This window comes from Derxia lacustris, from assembly GCF_002105195.1.
Classification (GTDB): Bacteria; Pseudomonadota; Gammaproteobacteria; order Burkholderiales; family Burkholderiaceae_E; genus Derxia; species Derxia lacustris.
On the sequence record NZ_MUHU01000002.1, the window covers coordinates 68,414 to 87,852 of the forward strand.

General features: G+C 60.1%; 20 protein-coding genes and 1 tRNA gene. 5 read left to right on the forward strand and 16 right to left on the reverse strand.

From position 1 onward, the window contains the following. Window positions 1-2: 2 nt before the first annotated feature. The 16 genes from nuoK to rpsO all read right to left on the reverse strand — a co-directional run bounded on the left by nuoK (window position 3) and on the right by rpsO (window position 13,865). Window positions 3-308, reverse strand: coding sequence for an NADH-quinone oxidoreductase subunit NuoK (nuoK, locus tag B9P64_RS02100; protein ID WP_085314630.1), 306 nt, complete (start codon window positions 306-308; stop codon window positions 3-5). Window positions 309-352: 44 nt separating this feature from the next. Further along, window positions 353-979, reverse strand: a complete 627-nt coding sequence (locus B9P64_RS02105) for an NADH-quinone oxidoreductase subunit J (RefSeq protein WP_085314631.1) — start codon at window positions 977-979, stop codon at window positions 353-355. Window positions 980-1,016: 37 nt separating this feature from the next. Beyond that, window positions 1,017-1,505, reverse strand: a complete 489-nt coding sequence (nuoI, locus tag B9P64_RS02110) for an NADH-quinone oxidoreductase subunit NuoI (protein WP_085314632.1) — start codon at window positions 1,503-1,505, stop codon at window positions 1,017-1,019. A gap of 27 nt (window positions 1,506-1,532) precedes the next feature. Beyond that, entirely contained in the window at window positions 1,533-2,591 is a 1,059-nt protein-coding gene (gene nuoH / locus B9P64_RS02115) for an NADH-quinone oxidoreductase subunit NuoH (protein ID WP_085314633.1), read from the reverse strand. After that, window positions 2,591-4,942, reverse strand: coding sequence for an NADH-quinone oxidoreductase subunit NuoG (nuoG, locus tag B9P64_RS02120; protein WP_085314634.1), 2,352 nt, complete (start codon window positions 4,940-4,942; stop codon window positions 2,591-2,593). Before nuoG ends, nuoH begins: the two co-directional genes overlap by 1 nt. A gap of 93 nt (window positions 4,943-5,035) precedes the next feature. Further along, window positions 5,036-6,349, reverse strand: a complete 1,314-nt coding sequence (nuoF, locus tag B9P64_RS02125) for an NADH-quinone oxidoreductase subunit NuoF (RefSeq protein ID WP_085315072.1) — start codon at window positions 6,347-6,349, stop codon at window positions 5,036-5,038. Between the two features lie 4 nt (window positions 6,350-6,353). Next, on the reverse strand, window positions 6,354-6,860 hold the full coding sequence (nuoE, locus tag B9P64_RS02130; protein WP_085314635.1) for an NADH-quinone oxidoreductase subunit NuoE: 507 nt from the start codon (window positions 6,858-6,860) through the stop codon (window positions 6,354-6,356). A gap of 6 nt (window positions 6,861-6,866) precedes the next feature. Then, entirely contained in the window at window positions 6,867-8,120 is a 1,254-nt protein-coding gene (locus B9P64_RS02135) for an NADH-quinone oxidoreductase subunit D (protein WP_085314636.1), read from the reverse strand. Between the two features lies 1 nt (window position 8,121). After that, the gene (locus B9P64_RS02140) at window positions 8,122-8,718 is read right to left on the reverse strand and encodes an NADH-quinone oxidoreductase subunit C (protein WP_085314637.1); all 597 of its coding nucleotides are present in this window, start codon (window positions 8,716-8,718) and stop codon (window positions 8,122-8,124) included. A 4-nt stretch (window positions 8,719-8,722) separates the two neighbouring features. Next, a complete protein-coding gene (locus tag B9P64_RS02145) occupies window positions 8,723-9,199 on the reverse strand; it encodes a NuoB/complex I 20 kDa subunit family protein (RefSeq protein ID WP_085314638.1) in 477 nt (158 codons plus the stop codon). 61 nt (window positions 9,200-9,260) lie between these two features. Continuing rightward, window positions 9,261-9,620: an NADH-quinone oxidoreductase subunit A gene (locus tag B9P64_RS02150; protein ID WP_085315073.1), complete on the reverse strand. Its 360-nt coding sequence runs from the start codon at window positions 9,618-9,620 to the stop codon at window positions 9,261-9,263. A gap of 87 nt (window positions 9,621-9,707) precedes the next feature. Then, window positions 9,708-9,792 (reverse strand) — tRNA-Leu (locus B9P64_RS02155). Window positions 9,793-9,931: 139 nt separating this feature from the next. After that, window positions 9,932-10,261, reverse strand: coding sequence for a preprotein translocase subunit SecG (secG, locus tag B9P64_RS02160; RefSeq protein WP_139826147.1), 330 nt, complete (start codon window positions 10,259-10,261; stop codon window positions 9,932-9,934). A gap of 47 nt (window positions 10,262-10,308) precedes the next feature. Next, window positions 10,309-11,043 (reverse strand): triose-phosphate isomerase, encoded by a 735-nt coding sequence (tpiA, locus tag B9P64_RS02165; protein ID WP_085314639.1) that lies wholly within the window; start codon window positions 11,041-11,043, stop codon window positions 10,309-10,311. A 253-nt stretch (window positions 11,044-11,296) separates the two neighbouring features. Further along, window positions 11,297-13,414 (reverse strand): polyribonucleotide nucleotidyltransferase, encoded by a 2,118-nt coding sequence (gene pnp, locus B9P64_RS02170; protein WP_085314640.1) that lies wholly within the window; start codon window positions 13,412-13,414, stop codon window positions 11,297-11,299. A 181-nt stretch (window positions 13,415-13,595) separates the two neighbouring features. Further along, window positions 13,596-13,865 (reverse strand): 30S ribosomal protein S15, encoded by a 270-nt coding sequence (gene rpsO, locus B9P64_RS02175; RefSeq protein WP_085314641.1) that lies wholly within the window; start codon window positions 13,863-13,865, stop codon window positions 13,596-13,598. Window positions 13,866-14,207: 342 nt separating this feature from the next. Here rpsO and B9P64_RS02180 point away from each other — a divergent pair, with 342 nt between their 5' ends. The 5 genes from B9P64_RS02180 to cysW all read left to right on the forward strand — a co-directional run bounded on the left by B9P64_RS02180 (window position 14,208) and on the right by cysW (window position 19,433). After that, window positions 14,208-15,770 (forward strand): methyl-accepting chemotaxis protein, encoded by a 1,563-nt coding sequence (locus tag B9P64_RS02180; protein ID WP_085314642.1) that lies wholly within the window; start codon window positions 14,208-14,210, stop codon window positions 15,768-15,770. 217 nt (window positions 15,771-15,987) lie between these two features. Then, window positions 15,988-16,581, forward strand: coding sequence for an RBBP9/YdeN family alpha/beta hydrolase (locus tag B9P64_RS02185; RefSeq protein ID WP_085314643.1), 594 nt, complete (start codon window positions 15,988-15,990; stop codon window positions 16,579-16,581). A gap of 10 nt (window positions 16,582-16,591) precedes the next feature. Continuing rightward, a complete protein-coding gene (locus tag B9P64_RS02190; protein WP_085314644.1) occupies window positions 16,592-17,611 on the forward strand; it encodes a sulfate ABC transporter substrate-binding protein in 1,020 nt (339 codons plus the stop codon). Window positions 17,612-17,643: 32 nt separating this feature from the next. Beyond that, window positions 17,644-18,543 carry a sulfate ABC transporter permease subunit CysT gene (gene cysT, locus B9P64_RS02195; protein WP_085314645.1) on the forward strand — a complete coding sequence of 300 codons (900 nt, stop codon included), beginning with the start codon at window positions 17,644-17,646 and terminating at the stop codon, window positions 18,541-18,543. Beyond that, on the forward strand, window positions 18,540-19,433 hold the full coding sequence (gene cysW, locus B9P64_RS02200) for a sulfate ABC transporter permease subunit CysW (protein ID WP_085314646.1): 894 nt from the start codon (window positions 18,540-18,542) through the stop codon (window positions 19,431-19,433). The genes cysT and cysW overlap by 4 nt, the downstream gene beginning before the upstream one ends. The last annotated feature ends 6 nt before the right edge of the window (window positions 19,434-19,439 follow it).

A 19,439-nucleotide genomic window follows, 5' to 3' on the forward strand; every position in this document is an offset into this window, starting at 1 on the left:
AATCAGCCCTTCAGCTGGTCGAGATCCTCCACGTTAATCGTGCTCAGGTTCCGGAACAGCACAACGAGAATCGCGAGACCGATCGCCGATTCCGCTGCCGCCACGGTCAGGATGAAGAAAACAAACACCTGCCCAGAGTGATCACCCAGGAATCGCGAAAATGCAACGAAATTCATGTTGACCGCCAGCAGCATCAATTCGATAGCCATCAGCAGAACAATCACGTTCTTTCGATTCAGGAAGATACCGACGATGCTGATGGCGAACAGAATGGCACCGAGCACCAGGTAATGCGTGAGGGTCAGCAACGAACGCTCCCGGTTGTTTTCATTGAATGTAGAGCGAAGCCCAATCAGCCCTCTGATGTCGAGGATGAGGCGACTTTCTTTTCTGCCGACACCTTGACGATACGGAGCCGCTGCGCCTTGGTGACTGCCACCTGCTGGCCAACCACCTGATATTTGCTGTCTTTCCGACGCCGCAATGTCAGGGCGATGGCTGAAACGATTGCAACCAGCAGGATCACCGCAGCTATTTCGACCGGAAAGACATACTCGGTGTACATCAGCTTGCCGAGCTCACGTGTATTGCTGTAATTGCCCGCAGCCACCGCTGGCCAAGATGCGTCAGCCACATCGAATGAGCCGTAGATCACCGCAGACATTTCGGCCACCACGACCAAGCCGATGAAAATGGCCAGCGGTACATTTTTCTTGAAACCTACGCGCAGTCGATCCGTATTGATGTCCAGCATCATCACGACGAAAAGGAACAAAACCATCACCGCGCCGACATACACCAGTACAAGCGTGATCGCCAGAAACTCAGCCTGAAGCAGCAACCAGACGCCGGAAGCATTGAAAAAAGCGAAAACCAGGTAGAGCACCGCGTGCACCGGATTCCGGGCTGTAACCACCCTCAGCGCTGAAAACACCAGCACGGCAGAAAACAACCAGAACAGCAGGTTCTTGAATTCCATGGCTTGAATCAACTCTCAATTCAGACTGCCAACCACATTAGCGGTAGGGAGCATCTTTCGCACGGGCGGCAGCAATGTCGGCTTCATAACGATCGCCAACGGCCAGGAGCATTTCCTTGGTGAAATAAAGGTCACCCCGAACTTCACCGTGATATTCGTAATGTCCGGTTTCGACGATCGAATCGACAGGACAACTCTCTTCACAAAAGCCGCAAAAAATGCACTTGTAAAGATCGACGTCATATCGAGTCGTTCTACGCGTGCCATCGGCCCGCTGTTCCGACTCGATAGTGATCGCCATTGCAGGACAAACTGCCTCGCAAAGCTTGCAAGCAATGCACCGCTCCTCGCCATTGGGATAGCGCCGCAATGCATGCAATCCCCGAAAACGCGGTGACTGCGGAGTTTTCTCCTCCGGGAACTGCACCGTGACCTTGCGAGCGAACATGTAGCGTCCGGTCAATGCAAGCCCTTTGAGCAGCTCTGTCAGCATGAGGCTGCTGAAGAAATCCTTGATTGCATCCATTTGGATCTTGCCTCTCTTGTTGCTGTATCAGGCCCAGATATTCCAGGGGGTCTGCATCCAGATGGCCACCACCACCAACCAGACCAGCGTGAGCGGAATGAAAATCTTCCAGCCCAGACGCATGATCTGGTCATAGCGATAACGCGGGAGCGATGCACGAAACCAGACGAACAAGGACACAACAAAGAATGTTTTGATGAACAACCAAGCCCAGCCGGGAATGAACGTGAATGGCGCGAAATCCAGCGGAGGCAGCCAACCGCCCAGAAACATGATCGCGGCCAGAGCCGACAACAAAATCATGTTTGCATATTCGGCAAGAAAGAAAACCGCAAAACCCATGCCCGAGTATTCGACCATATGCCCGGCAACGATTTCCGATTCACCTTCGACCACATCGAACGGATGGCGATTGGTTTCTGCAACGGCCGAAATCACATGAATCACGAACAACGGCAGTAGCGGCAGCCAGTTCCATGACAAGAAATTCAGGCCCATGTCTGCAAATCGCCCGCGATCTTGCGAGATGACGATGCCAGAGACATTGAGCGTGCCCGACACCATCAACACAGTAACCAGCACAAAACCAATGGCCAGCTCGTAGGACACCATCTGAGCCGAAGCTCGAAGAGCCCCGAGAAATGCATACTTTGAATTCGAAGCCCAGCCAGCCAGAATGACGCCGTAAACCCCGATCGAGGTGATCGCCATGATGTAGAGCAATCCGGCGTTTATGTCCGACAAAACCAGCTCAGGCCCGAAAGGAATTACCGCCCATGCAGCCAAGGCCGGCATCATCACGACTACCGGTGCAATCAGATAAAGAGCCTTGTCTGCCTGCGCAGGAACAATCAACTCCTTGAAGATCAGCTTGACCGCATCTGCGATGGGCTGAAGCAACCCCGCCGGGCCAACTCGATTGGGGCCAAGGCGCACATGCATCCAGCCGATCATCTTGCGTTCCCACAGCGTCAAATACGCCACGCTGAGCAATATTGGAACGACGATGGCTACGATCAGCAGCATCGATTTGATGAGGAGAAACAGCCCTGGCCAAGCCAAGGCAAAATTCTCGATGGCTTGCATCACATACGCTCCAAAGTCACTTCACCGAACATGGGTCCGATACCACTTGTCGAACTATGTCCGGCAGCGACCAAGATTGCATTTTCAGGAATTGCGGAATCGGCAGCGGCAATAAGCTCTACTGCGCCAGCGCCCTGACGAACCCGCACTCGATCTCCAGCGGCAATGCCAAGACGAGCCAGTAGCGCCGGATTTGCGACTGCCCCCGGAACTCTTCCATCCCTGGTCAGTTGCAGAGAAGGGGCACGTCGAACAATGGAATCGCTCGCGTAAATGCCAACCGGAGCAAGTCGTTCGAGCATCAAGGCATTCGATGCGGCCGGCTTAACCAATTTCGCAGTCACGCTGTTATCCAGCTTGCTCTCGATATCGATACCACCAAGTGCTTCGGTCAGAACAGCTTCACTCGAAGAATGTTCGAATCCTGACAGGTCCAACGTATTGGCCAATACACGCAGAATCTTCCAAGCCGGGCGTGCATCTCCAAGCGGATGAACCACGCCAGCAAATGACTGAAGCCGTCCTTCGGCATTGACGAAACTGCCGGAAGTTTCCGTGAACGGTGCCATTGGCAGAAGAACATCTGCGTATTCCACCGCAGAGCCCTTGAATGGAGCAATGGCAACGACAAACTCAGCGGACTTGAGCGCAGCACTTGCGGCGGGACCATCAGCGCTATCGAGCTCAGGCTCAACATTCAGTAACACCAATGCCTTGAGTGCAGCCTCATCCAGCTTGGCAACGGAACGACCAGTATCCGGCAAGGCATTGACCAAATAGGCTCCGACAGAATTCGCACCTTCGGTCAGTACACCAAGAGTCGCGCCAGTCTGATTCGCAATCCACTGAGCAGCGGCTGTAATCGCCAGTGCTTCAGGGTGCTGTACGGCCGCGTTCCCCAAGAAGACCGCCTTCTTCTCGCCACTGAGCAGGGAACTTGCAACTGCCGCACTGGATTCCGAAACAGTGACTTCTGCAAATTCAGCCGGGCATTCGATCCCTTTTTGCACCGAAATTGCTCGAGCTATGCCTGCCAACAAACGCAACCAATCGGAAGGGGATGCAACAAGCTTCTCCGCAATTGGCAACAACCAATCCTCGTCGAGACCATGCACGGCGGAAACCTCAAGCCCTTGCTTGGCAGCGCCACGAATTCTCGCTGCAAGCAGCGGATGATCCTTGCGCAGATAGCTTCCGATAATCAATGCACGATCAAGGAGAGCAATCTCGGCGATCTGCATGCCTAACCATGGAATACCGTTTCTGGCATCTCCAAGCGCGACATTCGCGACCCGCAAGCGCGTTTCCACAAATCCGGCGCCGAAACTGCGCGCCAGCTTTTGCAGCAGGTGCAACTCTTCGACAGTTGACGTCGGTGCGCCCAAGAAGCCCAGCGATTGCGCACCGTTTCGCGCCTTCACGCCAGCCAAACCTTCGGCAGCGAATGCGATCGCGATATCCCATTCAACTTCTTGCCAAACCCCATCCTTGCGAATTAGTGGCTTGAGCAGTCGATCATCCGAATCGAGCGCTTCGTAGCTGAAGCGATCACGATCAGAGAGCCAGCATTCGTTGATTTCCTCATTTTCATAAGGAACAACGCGCTTTACGCGACCATTTTTGACCTGAACGACAATATTCGAGCCGAGACTGTCATGCGGGGCAACGGAACGACGTCGAGCCAATTCCCAGGTACGAGCGCTGTAGCGAAAAGGCTTGCTGGTCAGTGCCCCAACAGGGCACAGATCGATCATATTCCCCGAGAGTTCACTATCAACGCTACGACCAACAAATGTCATGATTTCGGAATGCTCGCCGCGATTGGCCATTCCGAGTTCCATGACACCCGCAATTTCCTGCCCGAAACGAACGCAGCGCGTGCAGTGGATACAGCGCGTCATTTCTTCAGCAGAAATCAACGGACCGAGCGGCTTGTGAAACACAACCCGTTTTTCTTCCTGATATTGCGAGCTCGAGCCGCCGTAACCAACGGCCAGATCCTGCAGTTGACATTCACCGCCCTGGTCGCAAATCGGGCAATCAAGCGGGTGATTGATCAGCAGAAACTCCATCACCGACTTTTGAGCAGCAATGGCCTTCGGGCTTTTAGTCTTGACAACCATGCCGGGAGTAACCGGCGTAGCACATGCGGGAAGCGCTTTCGGGCTCTTTTCGACTTCGACCAAGCACATCCGGCAATTCGCCGCGATGGTCAACTTCTTGTGATAGCAAAAATGCGGGACATACACACCAGCTTTGCTAGCGGCTTCCATGACCATCGCACCGGGCGCTACTTGTACCTTAGCCCCGTCGATCTCTATTTCTACGCCTTGACCATCGACTGCGCTCATGCGAGTCCTTACCAAATCCCGTTTACTCTCAAGCGCGATAGAAACTGATCAATCGCGCATCGACTATCTTTCGCTACGACAAAGTCGACGAAATCAAACGTACTGAGGAACCAAGCACTTCTTGTTTTCCACGTGATACGCAAATTCATCGCGGTAATGCTTCAAAAATCCTCTGACCGGCATTGCGGCGGCATCACCGAGCGCGCAAATCGTGCGCCCCATGATATTGCCGGCGATACGGTCCAATTCATCCAGATCTTCGAGTCGCCCGGCACCGTGCTCGATCCGATGAACCATGCGGTAGAGCCAGCCGGTGCCTTCTCGGCAAGGGGTACATTGGCCACAGCTTTCTTCAAAGTAGAAATAAGAAAGCCGTTCCAGAGATTTGACGGCACAGCGCGTCTCATTCATGACGATCACTGCACCTGATCCAAGCATCGATCCCGCCTTGGCGATCGAATCGTAGTCCATCGTGCTTTCCATGATGATGTCAGCAGGCACGACAGGAGCAGACGAGCCGCCAGGAATGACCATTTTCAGCTTCTTGCCGTCCCGCATACCGCCAGCGAGCTCCAGCAACTTTGAAAACGGAGTACCCAAGGGAATTTCATAGTTGCCTGGTAGATTCACATCCCCAGACACCGAGAAAATCTTTGTACCCCCGTTGTTCGGCTTGCCCGACGCAAGATACGCATCGCCCCCGTTACGGATGATCCAAGGTACGGCAGCGAAAGTTTCGGTATTGTTGATCGTCGTGGGCTTGCCATAAAGGCCGAAACTGGCCGGGAATGGCGGCTTGAACCGAGGCTGGCCCTTTTTTCCTTCAAGGGACTCGAGAAGAGCAGTTTCCTCGCCGCAGATATAAGCGCCGAATCCGTGGTGAGCGTGAAGCTGAAAATTGAAGCCAGAGCCGAGCAAATTGTCGCCCAAATATCCTGCGGCGCGGGCCTCTTCAAGAGCACGCTCGAAGCGATCGTAAACTTCCCAGATCTCGCCGTGGATATAGTTATAGCCAACCGTCACGCCCATTGCATAGGCGGCAATGGCCATGCCTTCAATCACGATATGCGGATTGAAGCGAAGAATATCCCGATCCTTGAAGGTTCCAGGCTCCCCCTCGTCGGTATTGCATACAAGGTATTTTTGGCCAGGGAATGTGCGCGGCATGAAGCTCCACTTCAGGCCGGTGGGAAAACCAGCTCCACCGCGACCGCGCAATGCTGATGCTTTCAACTCCGCGATGACCTGATCCTGCGTCATCGAACTGAGTACCTTGCGCAGCGCCTGATATCCGCCACGCTGTTCGTATTCGCTCAAGCTCCAGTTCTCGCCATTCAGATCGGCAAGAATCTGCGGGGCAATATGTCGCTCATGGATACTGGTGGAAAAAGTGGGGCTGTAGGTCATCACGTCACTCCTTCCTGAGTTCCGCAAGGAGTCCGTCGAGTCGCTCGTCGCTCATGAAACTGCACATACGCTTGTTGTTGACCAGCAATACCGGTGCATCGCCGCAGGCCCCCATGCATTCACCCTCGATCAAAGTGAACTGACCATCTTGCGTAGTTTCTTTGTAATCGATTCCCAATTTTGCGCGCAGGTATTGCGCCGCGCGTTCCCCGCCGGACAATGCACACGGCAGATTGGTACAGACTGAGATCTTGTATTTGCCGATCGGCTTGGTATCGAACATGTTGTAGAAGGTAGCAACCTCCCACACAGCCATCGGGGCCACACCGATATACCGAGCGATATCGTCAATCGCAGGTTGCGAGCACCAGCCAAGCTCATCTTGAGCGATCGCGAGCGCTGCCATCACAGCCGACAGCTTCTGATCATTCGGATACTTCGCCAGAGCCTTATCGATCAAACGATAGGCTTCATCGCTAAGCAGCCGGGGTGAATTAGGAACAGCGCTCATGCCAAGTTACCGGTCAATTGAACCAAAAACGATGTCTTGAGTGCCAATGATGGTCACAGCATCGGCAATCATGTGGCCGCGCGCCATTTCGTCCAGCGACGAGAGATGCACGTAATCGGGCGTACGAATCTTCAACCGATAGGGCTTATTGGCACCATCGGAAACCAGATAGATACCGAACTCTCCCTTGGGATGTTCGATCGCCGAATATGCCTCCCCTTCCGGCACATGCATACCTTCGCTGAAGAGCTTGAAATGGTGGATCAAGTCCTCCATGTTGGACTTCATGCCTTCACGCTTGGGGGGCGCAACCTTGTTGTTGCCAGTGATTACCGGCCCCGGATTGTTTCTCAGCCATTCAATACACTGCCGAATAATCCGATTCGATTGCCGCATCTCCTCCACTCGCACGAGATAACGGTCATAAGAATCACCATTCGTACCGACCGGGATATCGAAATCCAGCAGGTCATATACTTCGTAAGGCTGGTTCTTCCGCAGGTCCCAAGCAATGCCTGATCCACGCAAAAGCGGTCCGGTAAAGCCAAGTTGATAGGCACGTTCCGGAGTTACCACACCGATACCGACCAAGCGCTGCTTCCAAATCCGGTTCTCGGTAAGAAGCGTTTCGTACTCGTCGACATAAACGGGGAAGCGGTTCGTAAAGTCCTCAATAAAATCGAGCAAGGACCCTTCTCGATTGCTATTGAGTTCCTTCACTGCTTTTTCGTTGCGTACCTTTGAGACACGATATTTCGGCATCTCTTCCGGCAAATCACGATAGACACCGCCCGGCCGGTAATAGGCTGCATGCATCCGGGCGCCGGATACCGCTTCGTACATGTCGAAGAGATCTTCACGCTCGCGGAAGGCATACAGAAACGGCGCCATGGCACCGACGTCAAGTGCATGCGCGCCCAACCACATCAAATGATTCAGCAGCCGCGTGATCTCATCGAACATCACGCGGATGTATTGCGCCCTGAGCGGCACCTCGATACCCAGCAATTTTTCAATCGCGAGGACATAGCCGTGCTCATTGCACATCATCGACACGTAGTCGAGACGATCCATATAAGGCACGCTTTGCAGGAACGTCTTGTTCTCTGCAAGCTTTTCGGTTCCCCGATGAAGCAGACCGATGTGGGGGTCCGCACGCTGAATGACTTCCCCATCCAACTCAAGCACCAGTCGCAGCACACCGTGGGCAGCCGGATGTTGCGGGCCAAAATTGAGCGTGTAATTCTTGATTTCGGCCATTTCAGCGTCCTTGACCGTAGGCATCTTCGCGAATGATGCGGGGCACGATTTCGCGGGGCTCGATAGTCACGGGTTGATAAACGACCCGCTTTTGTTCAGGGTCGTATCTCATTTCTACATAACCTGACAGCGGAAAGTCTTTCCTGAACGGATGTCCGATAAAACCGTAATCGGTCAATATCCGCCGCAGATCATCGTGACCATCAAAAACGATACCGAACAGGTCAAAAGCCTCTCGTTCGAACCAGTTGGCAGAACTCCAGATATCCACCACCGACGCCACGGTCGGCAATTCGTCATCCGTCGCATGCACTCGAACCCGCACGCGCCAGTTGTAGTCGACTGAAAGGAGATGAGAAACGACCGCGAAACGGCCGCTTTCACGAGGCAGATTACCGTAGCTGTAATAGTCGATGCCGCAGAGGTCGATCAGCTGCTGAAAACGCAGAAGCTCGTGATCCCGCAATACCTGCATTGCAGACTTGTAATCTGCTGCGCCTACCTCGATCGTCACTTCGCCCAAGGCAATTTTGCTGCTGACGATCTTGGACCCCAAGACCTCAAGCAAAGACGCGTGCAACCGTTCGATCTTGATCATGGTCTTATCGCGCGATGGTGTTGGTGCGGCGAATCTTGTGATGCAGCTGGAGCACGCCGTAGATCAGCGCTTCGGCGGTCGGCGGGCAGCCAGGAACATAGATATCGACGGGAACGATGCGATCGCAGCCGCGCACCACCGAATAGGAATAGTGGTAATAGCCGCCACCGTTGGCACACGAGCCCATCGAAATGACCCAACGCGGTTCGGCCATCTGGTCGTAGACCTTGCGCAGTGCTGGCGCCATCTTGTTGCAAAGCGTTCCCGCAACAATCATGACGTCCGATTGGCGCGGACTGGGTCGATAGAAAGTGCCGAAACGGTCCAGGTCATAACGGGCAGCACTGGCATGCATCATTTCAACTGCACAACAGGCCAGCCCGAAAGTGACCGGCCAAAGCGAACCGGTCTTGCCCCAGTTGATCAGCTTGTCAACCGTGGTGGTGACAAAGCCTTCGCTGAGAATCCCTTCGATGCTCATACATCACGCCCCGTTTTATGCTGGAAAGTAGGTGCCAGCGAATTGCAGATCGCAGCCGGCTTCATTCCCAATCGAGCGCGCCGCGCTTCCATTCGTAGATGAATCCAACCGTCAGGATCCCGAGGAAGATCATTGCAGTCCAAAACCCGAGTCGACCGATGTCACCAAGAGATACGGCCCAGGGGAACAGGAATGCGATCTCGAGATCGAACAGAATGAAGAGGATTGCGACGAGGTAATACCGAACGTCGAACTTCATCCGAGCATCCTCGAACGCCTCGAAGCCGCACTCATACGGAGAAAGTTTTTCCGGATAAGGACGATTCGGGCCGAGAATGGCTCCCGCGAGAAGCGGACCGACGCCGACAGCGGCACCGACGAGAATGAAAAGCAGGATGGGGAAGTAGCTTTGCAGGTTCACGATCACGCAGCCATTTGGCAGGAGGGGGGGAGTGAACTGAATCCGCTGCCAGGGTGTCGCTCAAGGCGAGTTGCAGCGGTTGACTTATGGTGCCGACGGCGAGACTCGAACTCGCACAGCTTTCGCCACTACCCCCTCAAGATAGCGTGTCTACCAATTTCACCACGTCGGCACATGGTCCTGCATACGAGGGGCGGTGTGGATGGCTGCGATTTGCTGACTGAGGAAGTCATCTCGCGCCTACCGCCAAAAGAGCAATAGATATTAGCGTCTTTTCTGGCCTCGCACCAGCGGGAACGCTATTCCCGTACTTACTTTGGGATATCTGTGGGCGCCGGCGCAACGGACTCGGCAGCAGGCGCGGTCGATTGCGCCGGCACTTGCTCGGTCGCATTCGTCATCACACCGCCCGCGGAACGCGATGCGTCGGGATTCGAAATCATCGCGAGCACCAGAGTGCATACAAAGAAAGCAGCGGCAGCAACCGCCGTGGAACGGCTGAGGAAATTGGCCGAACCCGTGGCACCGAAAAGACTGCCCGATGCGCCGCTCCCGAAAGCAGCCCCCATATCAGCGCCTTTACCGTGCTGAAGCAGAACCAGCACGATGACGCTGATGGCCGCCAGCAGTTGAATCACCATCACAATCGTTGACAACACGAAAGACTCCTGAATACCCGGCGACGCAGTCAGAGCGCCGCAACAATCGCCGCGAAGTCGGCCGCGACCAGCGATGCACCGCCAATCAGACCGCCATCGACATCCGGCATCGAGAAAATGGACGAGGCGTTCGCCGCCTTGACACTGCCGCCGTAAAGAATTGGTACCGTGGCGCCAGCCGCACCCAAAGCCGCACGGATCGACGCGTGCACTTCCTGAGCCTGCTCCGGCGAAGCGGTACGCCCGGTTCCGATGGCCCATACAGGCTCATACGCGAGCAGGACTTGCGAGACGCTTTCGCCGAGCGCGGCGACAACCGCGCCGACCTGCCGACCGACGACCTCGAACGCCTGCCCCGCATCACGTTCTGCCAGGGTTTCACCGACGCACACGATCGGCACCAGGCCGGCCGCCAGGGCGGCAGCGGCCTTGGCCGCCACCAGCGCATCGGTTTCGCCGTGATATTGGCGCCGCTCCGAGTGACCGACGATGACCTGAGCGACGCCGGCATCGGCCAGCATCGATGCGCTGATCTCGCCAGTAAAGGCACCCGGCGCGGTTTGCGCGCTTACATCTTGCGCGCCGAGCGCAACCCGGCTATCGGCCAAGATCTGCCTGGCCTGCGCCAGATAGACGAAAGGCACGCAGACGCCCACGTTCGCGCCATCGCGCGGTAGCCCGACGACTTCGGCGAGCAGGCTCGCATTGGCCGCGAACGAACCGTTCATCTTCCAGTTTCCGACTACCCAGCGTGCTCGGCTCATGACTCGACATCAGACGACACCGGGAGCGGTGCCGTGGAAATTTGGAGGGTGCTGCGATGGCGGCATGACCGCCCGGCGCAACCCGGGAATGCCACCAATTTGGTTACAGGCTTTGGCGGCCGGGCGCGATTATAGCCATCCGTCCGGGCACTAACCGACGGTCAGACGCGCGTCAACGTAGGACAACGCGCATAAGCTGGCCGTCAGCATTCAATGCTGACGGCCAATGCGAGCCAGGCCCGGCTCACCCAACTCAGGCAGCCGGCGCCTCGTCGGTGGCGGCAGCCTTCATCGACAAGCGCAGACGGCCCTTGTCGTCGGCTTCCAGCACCTTCACGCGCACTTGCTGGCCTTCCTTCAGATAGTCGCTGACCGCGTTGACGCGTTCCTTGGCGATCTGGCTGATGTGCAGCAGACCGTCCTTGCCGGGCAGCACCTGCACGATGGCGCCGAAGTCGAGCAGCTTGAGCACGGTGCCTTCATAGATCGCGCCCACTTCCACGTCGGCCGTGATGGCCTCGATGCGGCGCTTGGCTTCCTCGCCGGCCGCCGCGTCGACCGACGCGATGGTGACGATGCCGTCGTCCTGGATGTCGATCTGCGTGCCGGTCTCTTCGGTCAGCGCGCGGATGACCGCGCCGCCCTTGCCGATCACGTCGCGGATCTTTTCCGGATTGATCTTGATGGTGATGAGACGCGGCGCGAAGGCCGACAGCTCGGTGCGCGCACCGCCCACCGCGCCCTGCATCTTGTCGAGGATGTGCAGGCGGGCATCGCGGGCCTGGGCCAGCGCCACCTGCATGATTTCCTTCGTGATGCCCTGGATCTTGATGTCCATTTGCAGCGCGGTCACGCCGGTGGTCGTGCCGGCCACCTTGAAGTCCATGTCGCCGAGGTGATCCTCGTCGCCCAGGATGTCGGTCAGCACGGCGAACTTGTTGCCGTCCTTGATCAGGCCCATCGCGATGCCGGCGACATGCGCCTTGAGCGGCACGCCGGCGTCCATCAGCGCGAGGCTGCCGCCGCACACCGACGCCATCGACGACGAACCGTTCGACTCGGTGATTTCCGAGACCAGACGCATCGAGTAGCTGAATTCCGAATCCTCGGGCAGCACGGCGATCAGCGCGCGCTTGGCAAGGCGACCATGGCCGATTTCGCGCCGCTTGGGCGTGCCCACGCGGCCGGTTTCGCCAGTGGCGAACGGCGGCATGTTGTAGTGCATCATGAAACGGTCGCGGTACTCGCCCATGAGCGCATCGATGATCTGCTCGTCCTGCTTGGTGCCGAGCGTGGCCACGACCAGCGCCTGCGTCTCGCCACGCGTGAACAGGGCCGAGCCGTGGGTACGCGGCAGCACGCCGGTGCGGATCTCGATCGGGCGCACGGTGCGCGTGTCGCGGCCGTCGATGCGCGGCTCGCCGGCCAGGATCTGGCTGCGGACGGTGCTGGCTTCGAGGTCGAACAGCAGGTTGCCGACGTCGACTTCGCCCGGCGCGGCGGTGCCGGCGGCGGCGGCTTCGGCGGCCAGCGCGGCATTCACGGCGGCGAACACTTCCTTGAGCTTGGCGCTGCGGTCCTGCTTCGAGCGGATTTCGTAGGCGGCACGGATCGGGGCGGCGGCCAGTTCGGCCACGCGCGCAACCAGCGTTTCGTTCTTGGCGGCGGGCGCCCAGTCCCATTCCGGCTTGCCGGCGTCGCGCACCAGCGCATGGATCGCGTCGATGACCTTCTGCATCTGCTCATGGCCGAACACCACGGCGCCGAGCATCACTTCTTCCGACAGCTGGTCGGCTTCGGATTCGACCATCAGCACGGCGGCTTCGGTGCCGGCAACCACCAGGTTGAGCTGCGACTTCTTGAGCTCGGAGGCGGTCGGGTAGAGCAGGTATTCGCCGTTCACATAGCCGACGCGCGCCGCGCCGATCGGGCCGTTGAACGGAATGCCGGAAATAGCCAGCGCCGCCGAGGCGCCGATCATGGCCGCGATGTCCGGATCGACTTCCGGGTTCACCGACAGCACATGGATGATGACCTGCACCTCGTTGTAGAAGCCGTCCGGAAACAGCGGGCGCAGCGGCCGGTCGATCAGGCGCGAGGTGAGCGTTTCTTTCTCGCTCGGCTTGCCTTCGCGCTTGAAGAAGCCGCCCGGAATCTTGCCGGCGGCATAGGTCTTCTCGATGTAGTCGACGGTGAGCGGGAAGAAATCCTGGCCGGGCTTGGCCTTCTTCGCCGCCACGACGGTCGCGAGCACCACGGTGTCCTCGATGTTGACGAGGACCGCGCCCGACGCTTGTCGGGCGATCTCGCCGGTTTCGAGCACGACCTTGTGCTGGCCGTACTGGAATTCCTGGGTGACCTTGTTGAACACGTTGCTTTCCTTTCTATAGACCCGCGGAATTCCGTGCGCCGCGGCTCGCACCTACAACGTCCGCAATCGGCCGCCGGCACATTGCGTCGCACCAATGGAAAAAGCCCGCAGCGGAAGACCGCGGCGGGCTTCGACCTTCATGGTGCAATGCACCGGAGGCGATTCCGGAGGGGAAGCTTGATTACTTGCGCAGACCCAGCTTTTCGATCAGCGAGCGATAGCGCTGCACGTCGCGGCTCTTGAGGTAGTCGAGCAGCTTGCGGCGGCGCGACACCATCTTGAGCAGACCGCGGCGGCTGTGGTGATCCTTCACATGGGCCTTGAAGTGGCCGGTGAGTTCGTTGATGCGCGCGGTGAGCAGCGCGACCTGGACTTCGGGCGATCCGGTGTCGTTGGTGGCGCGGGCATGGGCGGCAACGATGCCAGCCTTGTCGATATTGGCGACGGACATGAATGACTCCTGACTTGCGGACCTTGCAGGACCGGGCGCTGTTGCCCGGAAAAGCCCGCGGGCGGTCCGTGAACTGATGACTTGAACCCGGCACTCTGGCACCGGACGACTCGCTCCGCCGCAAATCCGGCGAAACGGGAACCGCGCAGTGTAATCGAAATGTCGGCGACCTCGCACCGACTCAGCGCAACGAACTATGCGGCCTGAATGCGGTGCTTATCGAGTGTTGGGCTGGCAAGGGTCACCACTAGGCTTCGCCGATCGACATTGCCGTCCCTTCAGCATTGGCGCGCCGATCAGGCGCGGCACCAGCCCAGCCCTCAGACGCTCAAAAGGCCACCCATGCGCACCAACCTGCCCGTGACCCAGCGCGAGTACGACTATCCAGACAGCCAGCCCCTGGTTTCGACGACCGACCTGAAAAGCCGGATGCAGTACTGCAACAACGCCTTCGTCGAGGTAAGCGGCTTCACGCGCGAAGAATTGATCGGCCAGGAGCACAACATGATCCGGCATCCGGACATGCCGGCCGAAGCCTTCCGCGACATGTGGCGGACGATCGGGCACGGCGACCCGTGGTGCGGCCTGGTGAAGAACCGGCGCAAGAACGGCGACCACTACTGGGTGATGGCCAACGTCACGCCGATCCTCGAGCGCGGCAAGGTCCAGGGCTATGTGTCGGTGCGCACCAAGCCCACCCGCGAGCAGATCAAGGGCGCCGAGGCGCTCTATGCCCGCATGCGCGCGCAAGCCGAGCGCGGACGCCTGACCCATGTGCTGCAGAACGGCTATGTCATCCGCAATCACCTGGCCGGCCGGCTCTGGCAGAAGTTCAACCGGTCGGTCGCGGCGCCGATCGCCACCGCGATGGCCGGACTGGCGGTGTCGTCGGTTGCGGTGACCGCGCTGCTCGGCGACTGGAGCACGGTGCTGGCCATGATCGGCGTGCAGTCGCTTGGCGGAATTGCCGCGATGGCCTGGCTGCGCGGCCGCATCGTGCGACCGATCGCCAGCTCGATCGGCTTTGCCAACCGGCTCGCGGCCGGCGACATCGCGGTACGCCGCAGCGATCGCAAGTCGGTCGACGTGGGCGGGCTGATGCGCGCGCTGACCCAGCTCAACGTCAATCTCCAGGCCATCTGCGGCGATCTGCATGCCGAGGTCGATGGCATGAGCGAGGTCACGACCAAGATTGCCCGCGGCAATGCCGACCTGTCGGCGCGCACCGAAAGCCAGGCCAGCAACCTGGAGCAGACCGCCGCCGCCATGGAACAGCTGAGCAGCACGGTCAAGCACAACGCCGACAGCTCGCGCGATGCCAAGCAGCTGGTGGCCGAGGCCAACGAAACCGCCCAGCAAAGCGGCGCGGCGGTGTCGCGGATGATCGAGACGATGCGCGGCATCAATCAGTCGTCGGGCAAGGTCGGCGAGATCATCCAGGTGATCGAGGGCATCGCCTTCCAGACCAACATCCTGGCGCTCAATGCGGCAGTCGAGGCGGCGCGCGCCGGCGAGCAGGGCCGCGGCTTTGCCGTGGTGGCTGGCGAGGTGCGGGCGCTGGCGCAACGCGCGTCGAGCGCGGCCAAGGAGATCAAGGGCCTGATCGAGGAATCGACGGGCAAGGTGCGTCAGGGCGAGCGCACGGTCGAGGAAGCCGGCGCCATCATCCAGACCGTGGTCGAGCGGGTGGCGAGCGTGTCCGAGCTGATTACCGACTTCGCCAATGCCACCGAGGAACAGTCGCTCGGCATCGGCCAGGTCGCGGATGCGATCCAGCAGCTCGATGCCGTCACGCAGAACAATGCCGCCCTGGTCGAGGAATCGGGCGGCGCCACCGCCTCGCTGCGCCAGCAGGCCGACAGCCTGCGCAGCACGATGTCGATCCTGAAGCTGGGCGGTCGCTGAGCCCGGCACCGCACCCCGGATCCCCTCAATAAATAACTTGTGGTTGTTTGCAACTAGCCATTAAGAACTTAGTTGTCTGAACAAGGCTGCGCATGATCGGTCGCCCTGACCGGAGACTTCCATGCGCTTTCAATCGCCCGCCCCATCCGCTGCAAGGCCTGTGCGCGCCCAGATCGCGCCGATGCTGCTCGCGCTGGCGCGCTAGGCGGCGCAGGCGATGCGTACCAAGGTTCTTCTCGTCCCCGGCTGGCGCGATTCCGGCCCGGATCACTGGCAGACGCGCTGGCAGAAACGCTTCCCGGCATTCCGCCGGCTTCAGCTTGCCGCCGCCGACTGGGAAACCCCCAACCGCGAGGTGTGGGTCGAGGCGCTGACCGCCCGGATCGCCGAGCTTGGCGCGCCGGTGGTGCTGGTGGCACACAGCCTCGGCTGCATTGCGGTCCAGCATCTGGCGCCGCTGGCGCTGGCGCCGGTGGTGGGCGCCCTGTTCGTGGCGCCGGCCGATCCCGAGACGCGCGAGCCGCTCGCCAGCTTCGCGCCGGTGCCGATGCGCCGGCTGCCCTTCGTGTCCAAGGTCATCGCGAGCGCCGACGATCCCTTCTGCCCGGCCGACCGCTCCAGCGCCTATGCCGAAGCCTGGGGCAGCCGCATGACGCTGCTCGACAATGCCGGCCACATCAATGCCGAGTCTGGCCACGGCGACTGGCCCGAGGGCCTCAAGCATCTCGAAACCCTGCGCCGCGAGATCGACTGGAAGACCCAGCCGCGCGAAGTCGTCCGCGCGCCGCGCGCCACCCGCTCCACGACCTGAGGTCACTGCCATGAACCGAAGACATGTCTGCGCCGCCCTGCTCGCCCTGACCGCCGCCGGCCTCGCCGGTCCGGTCCGCGCCGCCGGGCCGACCACTCTGCTCAACGTCTCCTACGACGTGATGCGCGACTTCTACAAGGACTTCAATCCGGCCTTTGCCAAGGCCTGGGCGGCCAGGAACGGGGGCGAAGTCATCACCGTGAACATGTCGCACGGCGGGTCGAGCCGGCAGGCGTCGGCGGTGGTGGACGGGCTGGAAGCCGACATCATCACGATGAACCAGGCCACCGACATCGACCTGCTGGCGCGCAACAACCTGGTGCCGGCCGACTGGGCCAAGCGCCTGCCCGACCGGGCCGCGCCGTTCACCTCGGCCACCGTGTTCCTGGTGCGCAAGGGCAATCCCAAGGGCGTGAAGGACTGGGGCGATCTGGTCAAGCCGGGCATCCAGGTGGTCATTCCCAATCCCAAGCTGTCGGGCAACGGCCGCTACTCCTATCTGACCGCCTGGGGCTTTGCGCTGCGCCAGCCGGGCGGCAACGAGGCACGCGCCCGGGAATTCGTCGCCGCGCTGTTCAAGAACGTGCCGCTGCTCGACAGCGGCGGCCGTGCCGCGACCACCAGCTTCATGCAGCGCCAGATCGGCGATGTGCTGGTCACCTTCGAAAACGAGGCCGAGATGATTGCGCGCGAATTCGGTCGCGGCGGCTTCGAGGTGGTCTACCCGAGCCTGAGCATCCGGGTCGAGCCGCCGGTCTCCATCGTCGACAAGGTGGTCGACCGACGCGGCAGCCGCGCGCTCGCCACCGCCTATGCCGAGTACCTGTGGTCGCCCGAAGGCCAGGAGATCGCAGCGCAGAACTACCTGCGTCCGCGCGACGCGAAGCTGCTGGCCAAGTACGCCGCGCAATTCCCGCCGATCAAGTTCTTCGGCGTCGAGGACAGCTTCGGCGACTGGAGCCGCGCCCAGAAGACCCACTTCGACGACGGCGGCCTGTTCGACCAGATCTACGTTCCCGGCGGCCGCTGAGCGACCGCATCACCTCACCAAGAAGAAGACCCATGTCCGCAGTCGCAAGCCCTCCGCTCGCCGGCGCCGCGCCGCCGGCCAAGCGCTCGCCCTGGCGCCAGCCGAGCGTGCTGCCGGGATTCGGCATCACCTTCGGCTACACCCTGCTCTATCTCAGCCTGATCGTGCTGATCCCGCTGGTGGCGCTGTTCCTCAAGACCGCCACGCTCACCTGGGACCAGTTCATCGCCGCGACCACTTCGGCGCGCGTGGTGGCGGCCTACAAGGTGAGCTTCGGCGCCTCGTTCGCGGCGGCGCTGGTCAATCTGTTTGCCGGGCTGCTGGTGGCCTGGGTGCTGGTGCGCTACCGGTTTCCGGGCCGGCGCTTCATCGATGCGCTGGTCGATCTGCCGTTCGCCCTGCCGACCGCCGTGGCCGGCATCGCGCTGACCGCGCTCTATGCGCCCAACGGCTGGATCGGCCAGTACCTGACGCCACTCGGCATCAAGGTGGCGTTCAGCCCGATCGGCATCGTGATCGCGCTGATCTTCATCGGCCTGCCCTTCGTGGTGCGCACGGTGCAGCCGGTGCTCGAAGAAGCCGAACGCGAGCTGGAGGAAGCCTCGGCCATGCTCGGCGCGACGCGCTGGCAGACCTTCCGCTTCGTGATCTTCCCGGCCGTGCTGCCGGCGCTGCTCACCGGCTTTTCGCTCGCGTTCGCGCGCGCCATCGGCGAGTACGGCTCGGTCATCTTCATCGCCGGCAACCTGCCGATGGTGTCCGAGATCGGCCCGCTCATCATCATCACCAAGCTTGAGCAGTACGACTACGCCGGCGCCACCGCGGTGGCCACCGTGATGCTCGGCGTGAGCTTCGTGCTGCTGCTGGTCATCAATCTGCTGCAAGCCTGGCAGGCCAAGCGCTCCGGCGTGGTCGCGGGAGGACGCAAATGAGCGCGCCGCAAAAGGTTTCCGTTACCGAACCGCGCTGGGTGCAGCGGCTGCTGATTGGCGCAGCGCTGGCCTTCCTCGCCTTCTTCCTGCTGCTGCCGCTGCTGGCGGTGTTCACCGAGGCGCTGCGCAAGGGCTTCGATGTCTACCTCAACTCGATCACCGAAGAAGATGCCTGGTCGGCGGTCAAGCTCACGCTGACCGTGGCTGCGCTCGCGGTGCCGCTCAATCTGTTCTTCGGCATCTGCGCTGCCTGGGCGGTCGCCAAGTTCGACTTCAAGGGCAAGCAGTTCCTGATGACGCTGATCGACCTGCCGTTCTCGGTGTCGCCGGTGGTGTCGGGCCTGATCTATGTGCTGGTGTTCGGCGCCCAGGGCTGGTTCGGCCCCTGGCTGCTGGAGCACAACATCAAGATCATCTTCGCGGCGCCGGGCATGGCGCTGGCCACCATCTTCGTGACCTTCCCGTTCGTGGCGCGCGAGCTGATCCCGCTGATGGAAGCCCAGGGCACGGATGAAGAACAGGCTGCCATCGTGCTCGGCGCGAGCGGCTGGCAGACCTTCTGGCGCGTGACCCTGCCCAATGTGAAGTGGGGCCTGCTCTACGGCGTGATTCTTTGCAATGCGCGCGCCATGGGCGAGTTCGGCGCGGTGTCGGTGGTGTCGGGGCATATCCGCGGCATGACCAACACCATCCCGCTGCATGTCGAAATTCTCTACAACGAGTACCAGTTCGTCGCCGCGTTTGCCGTGGCCTCGCTGCTGGCGCTGCTGGCGCTCGTGACGCTGGCGCTCAAGAGCTGGATCGAATGGCGCGGCCTGCTGGCCGTGCCGTCCGACGACCTTCCGCCCGAAAACCCGAATCCGCCGGCCGCGACCGGCGTGCACGCCTGAGCCTGC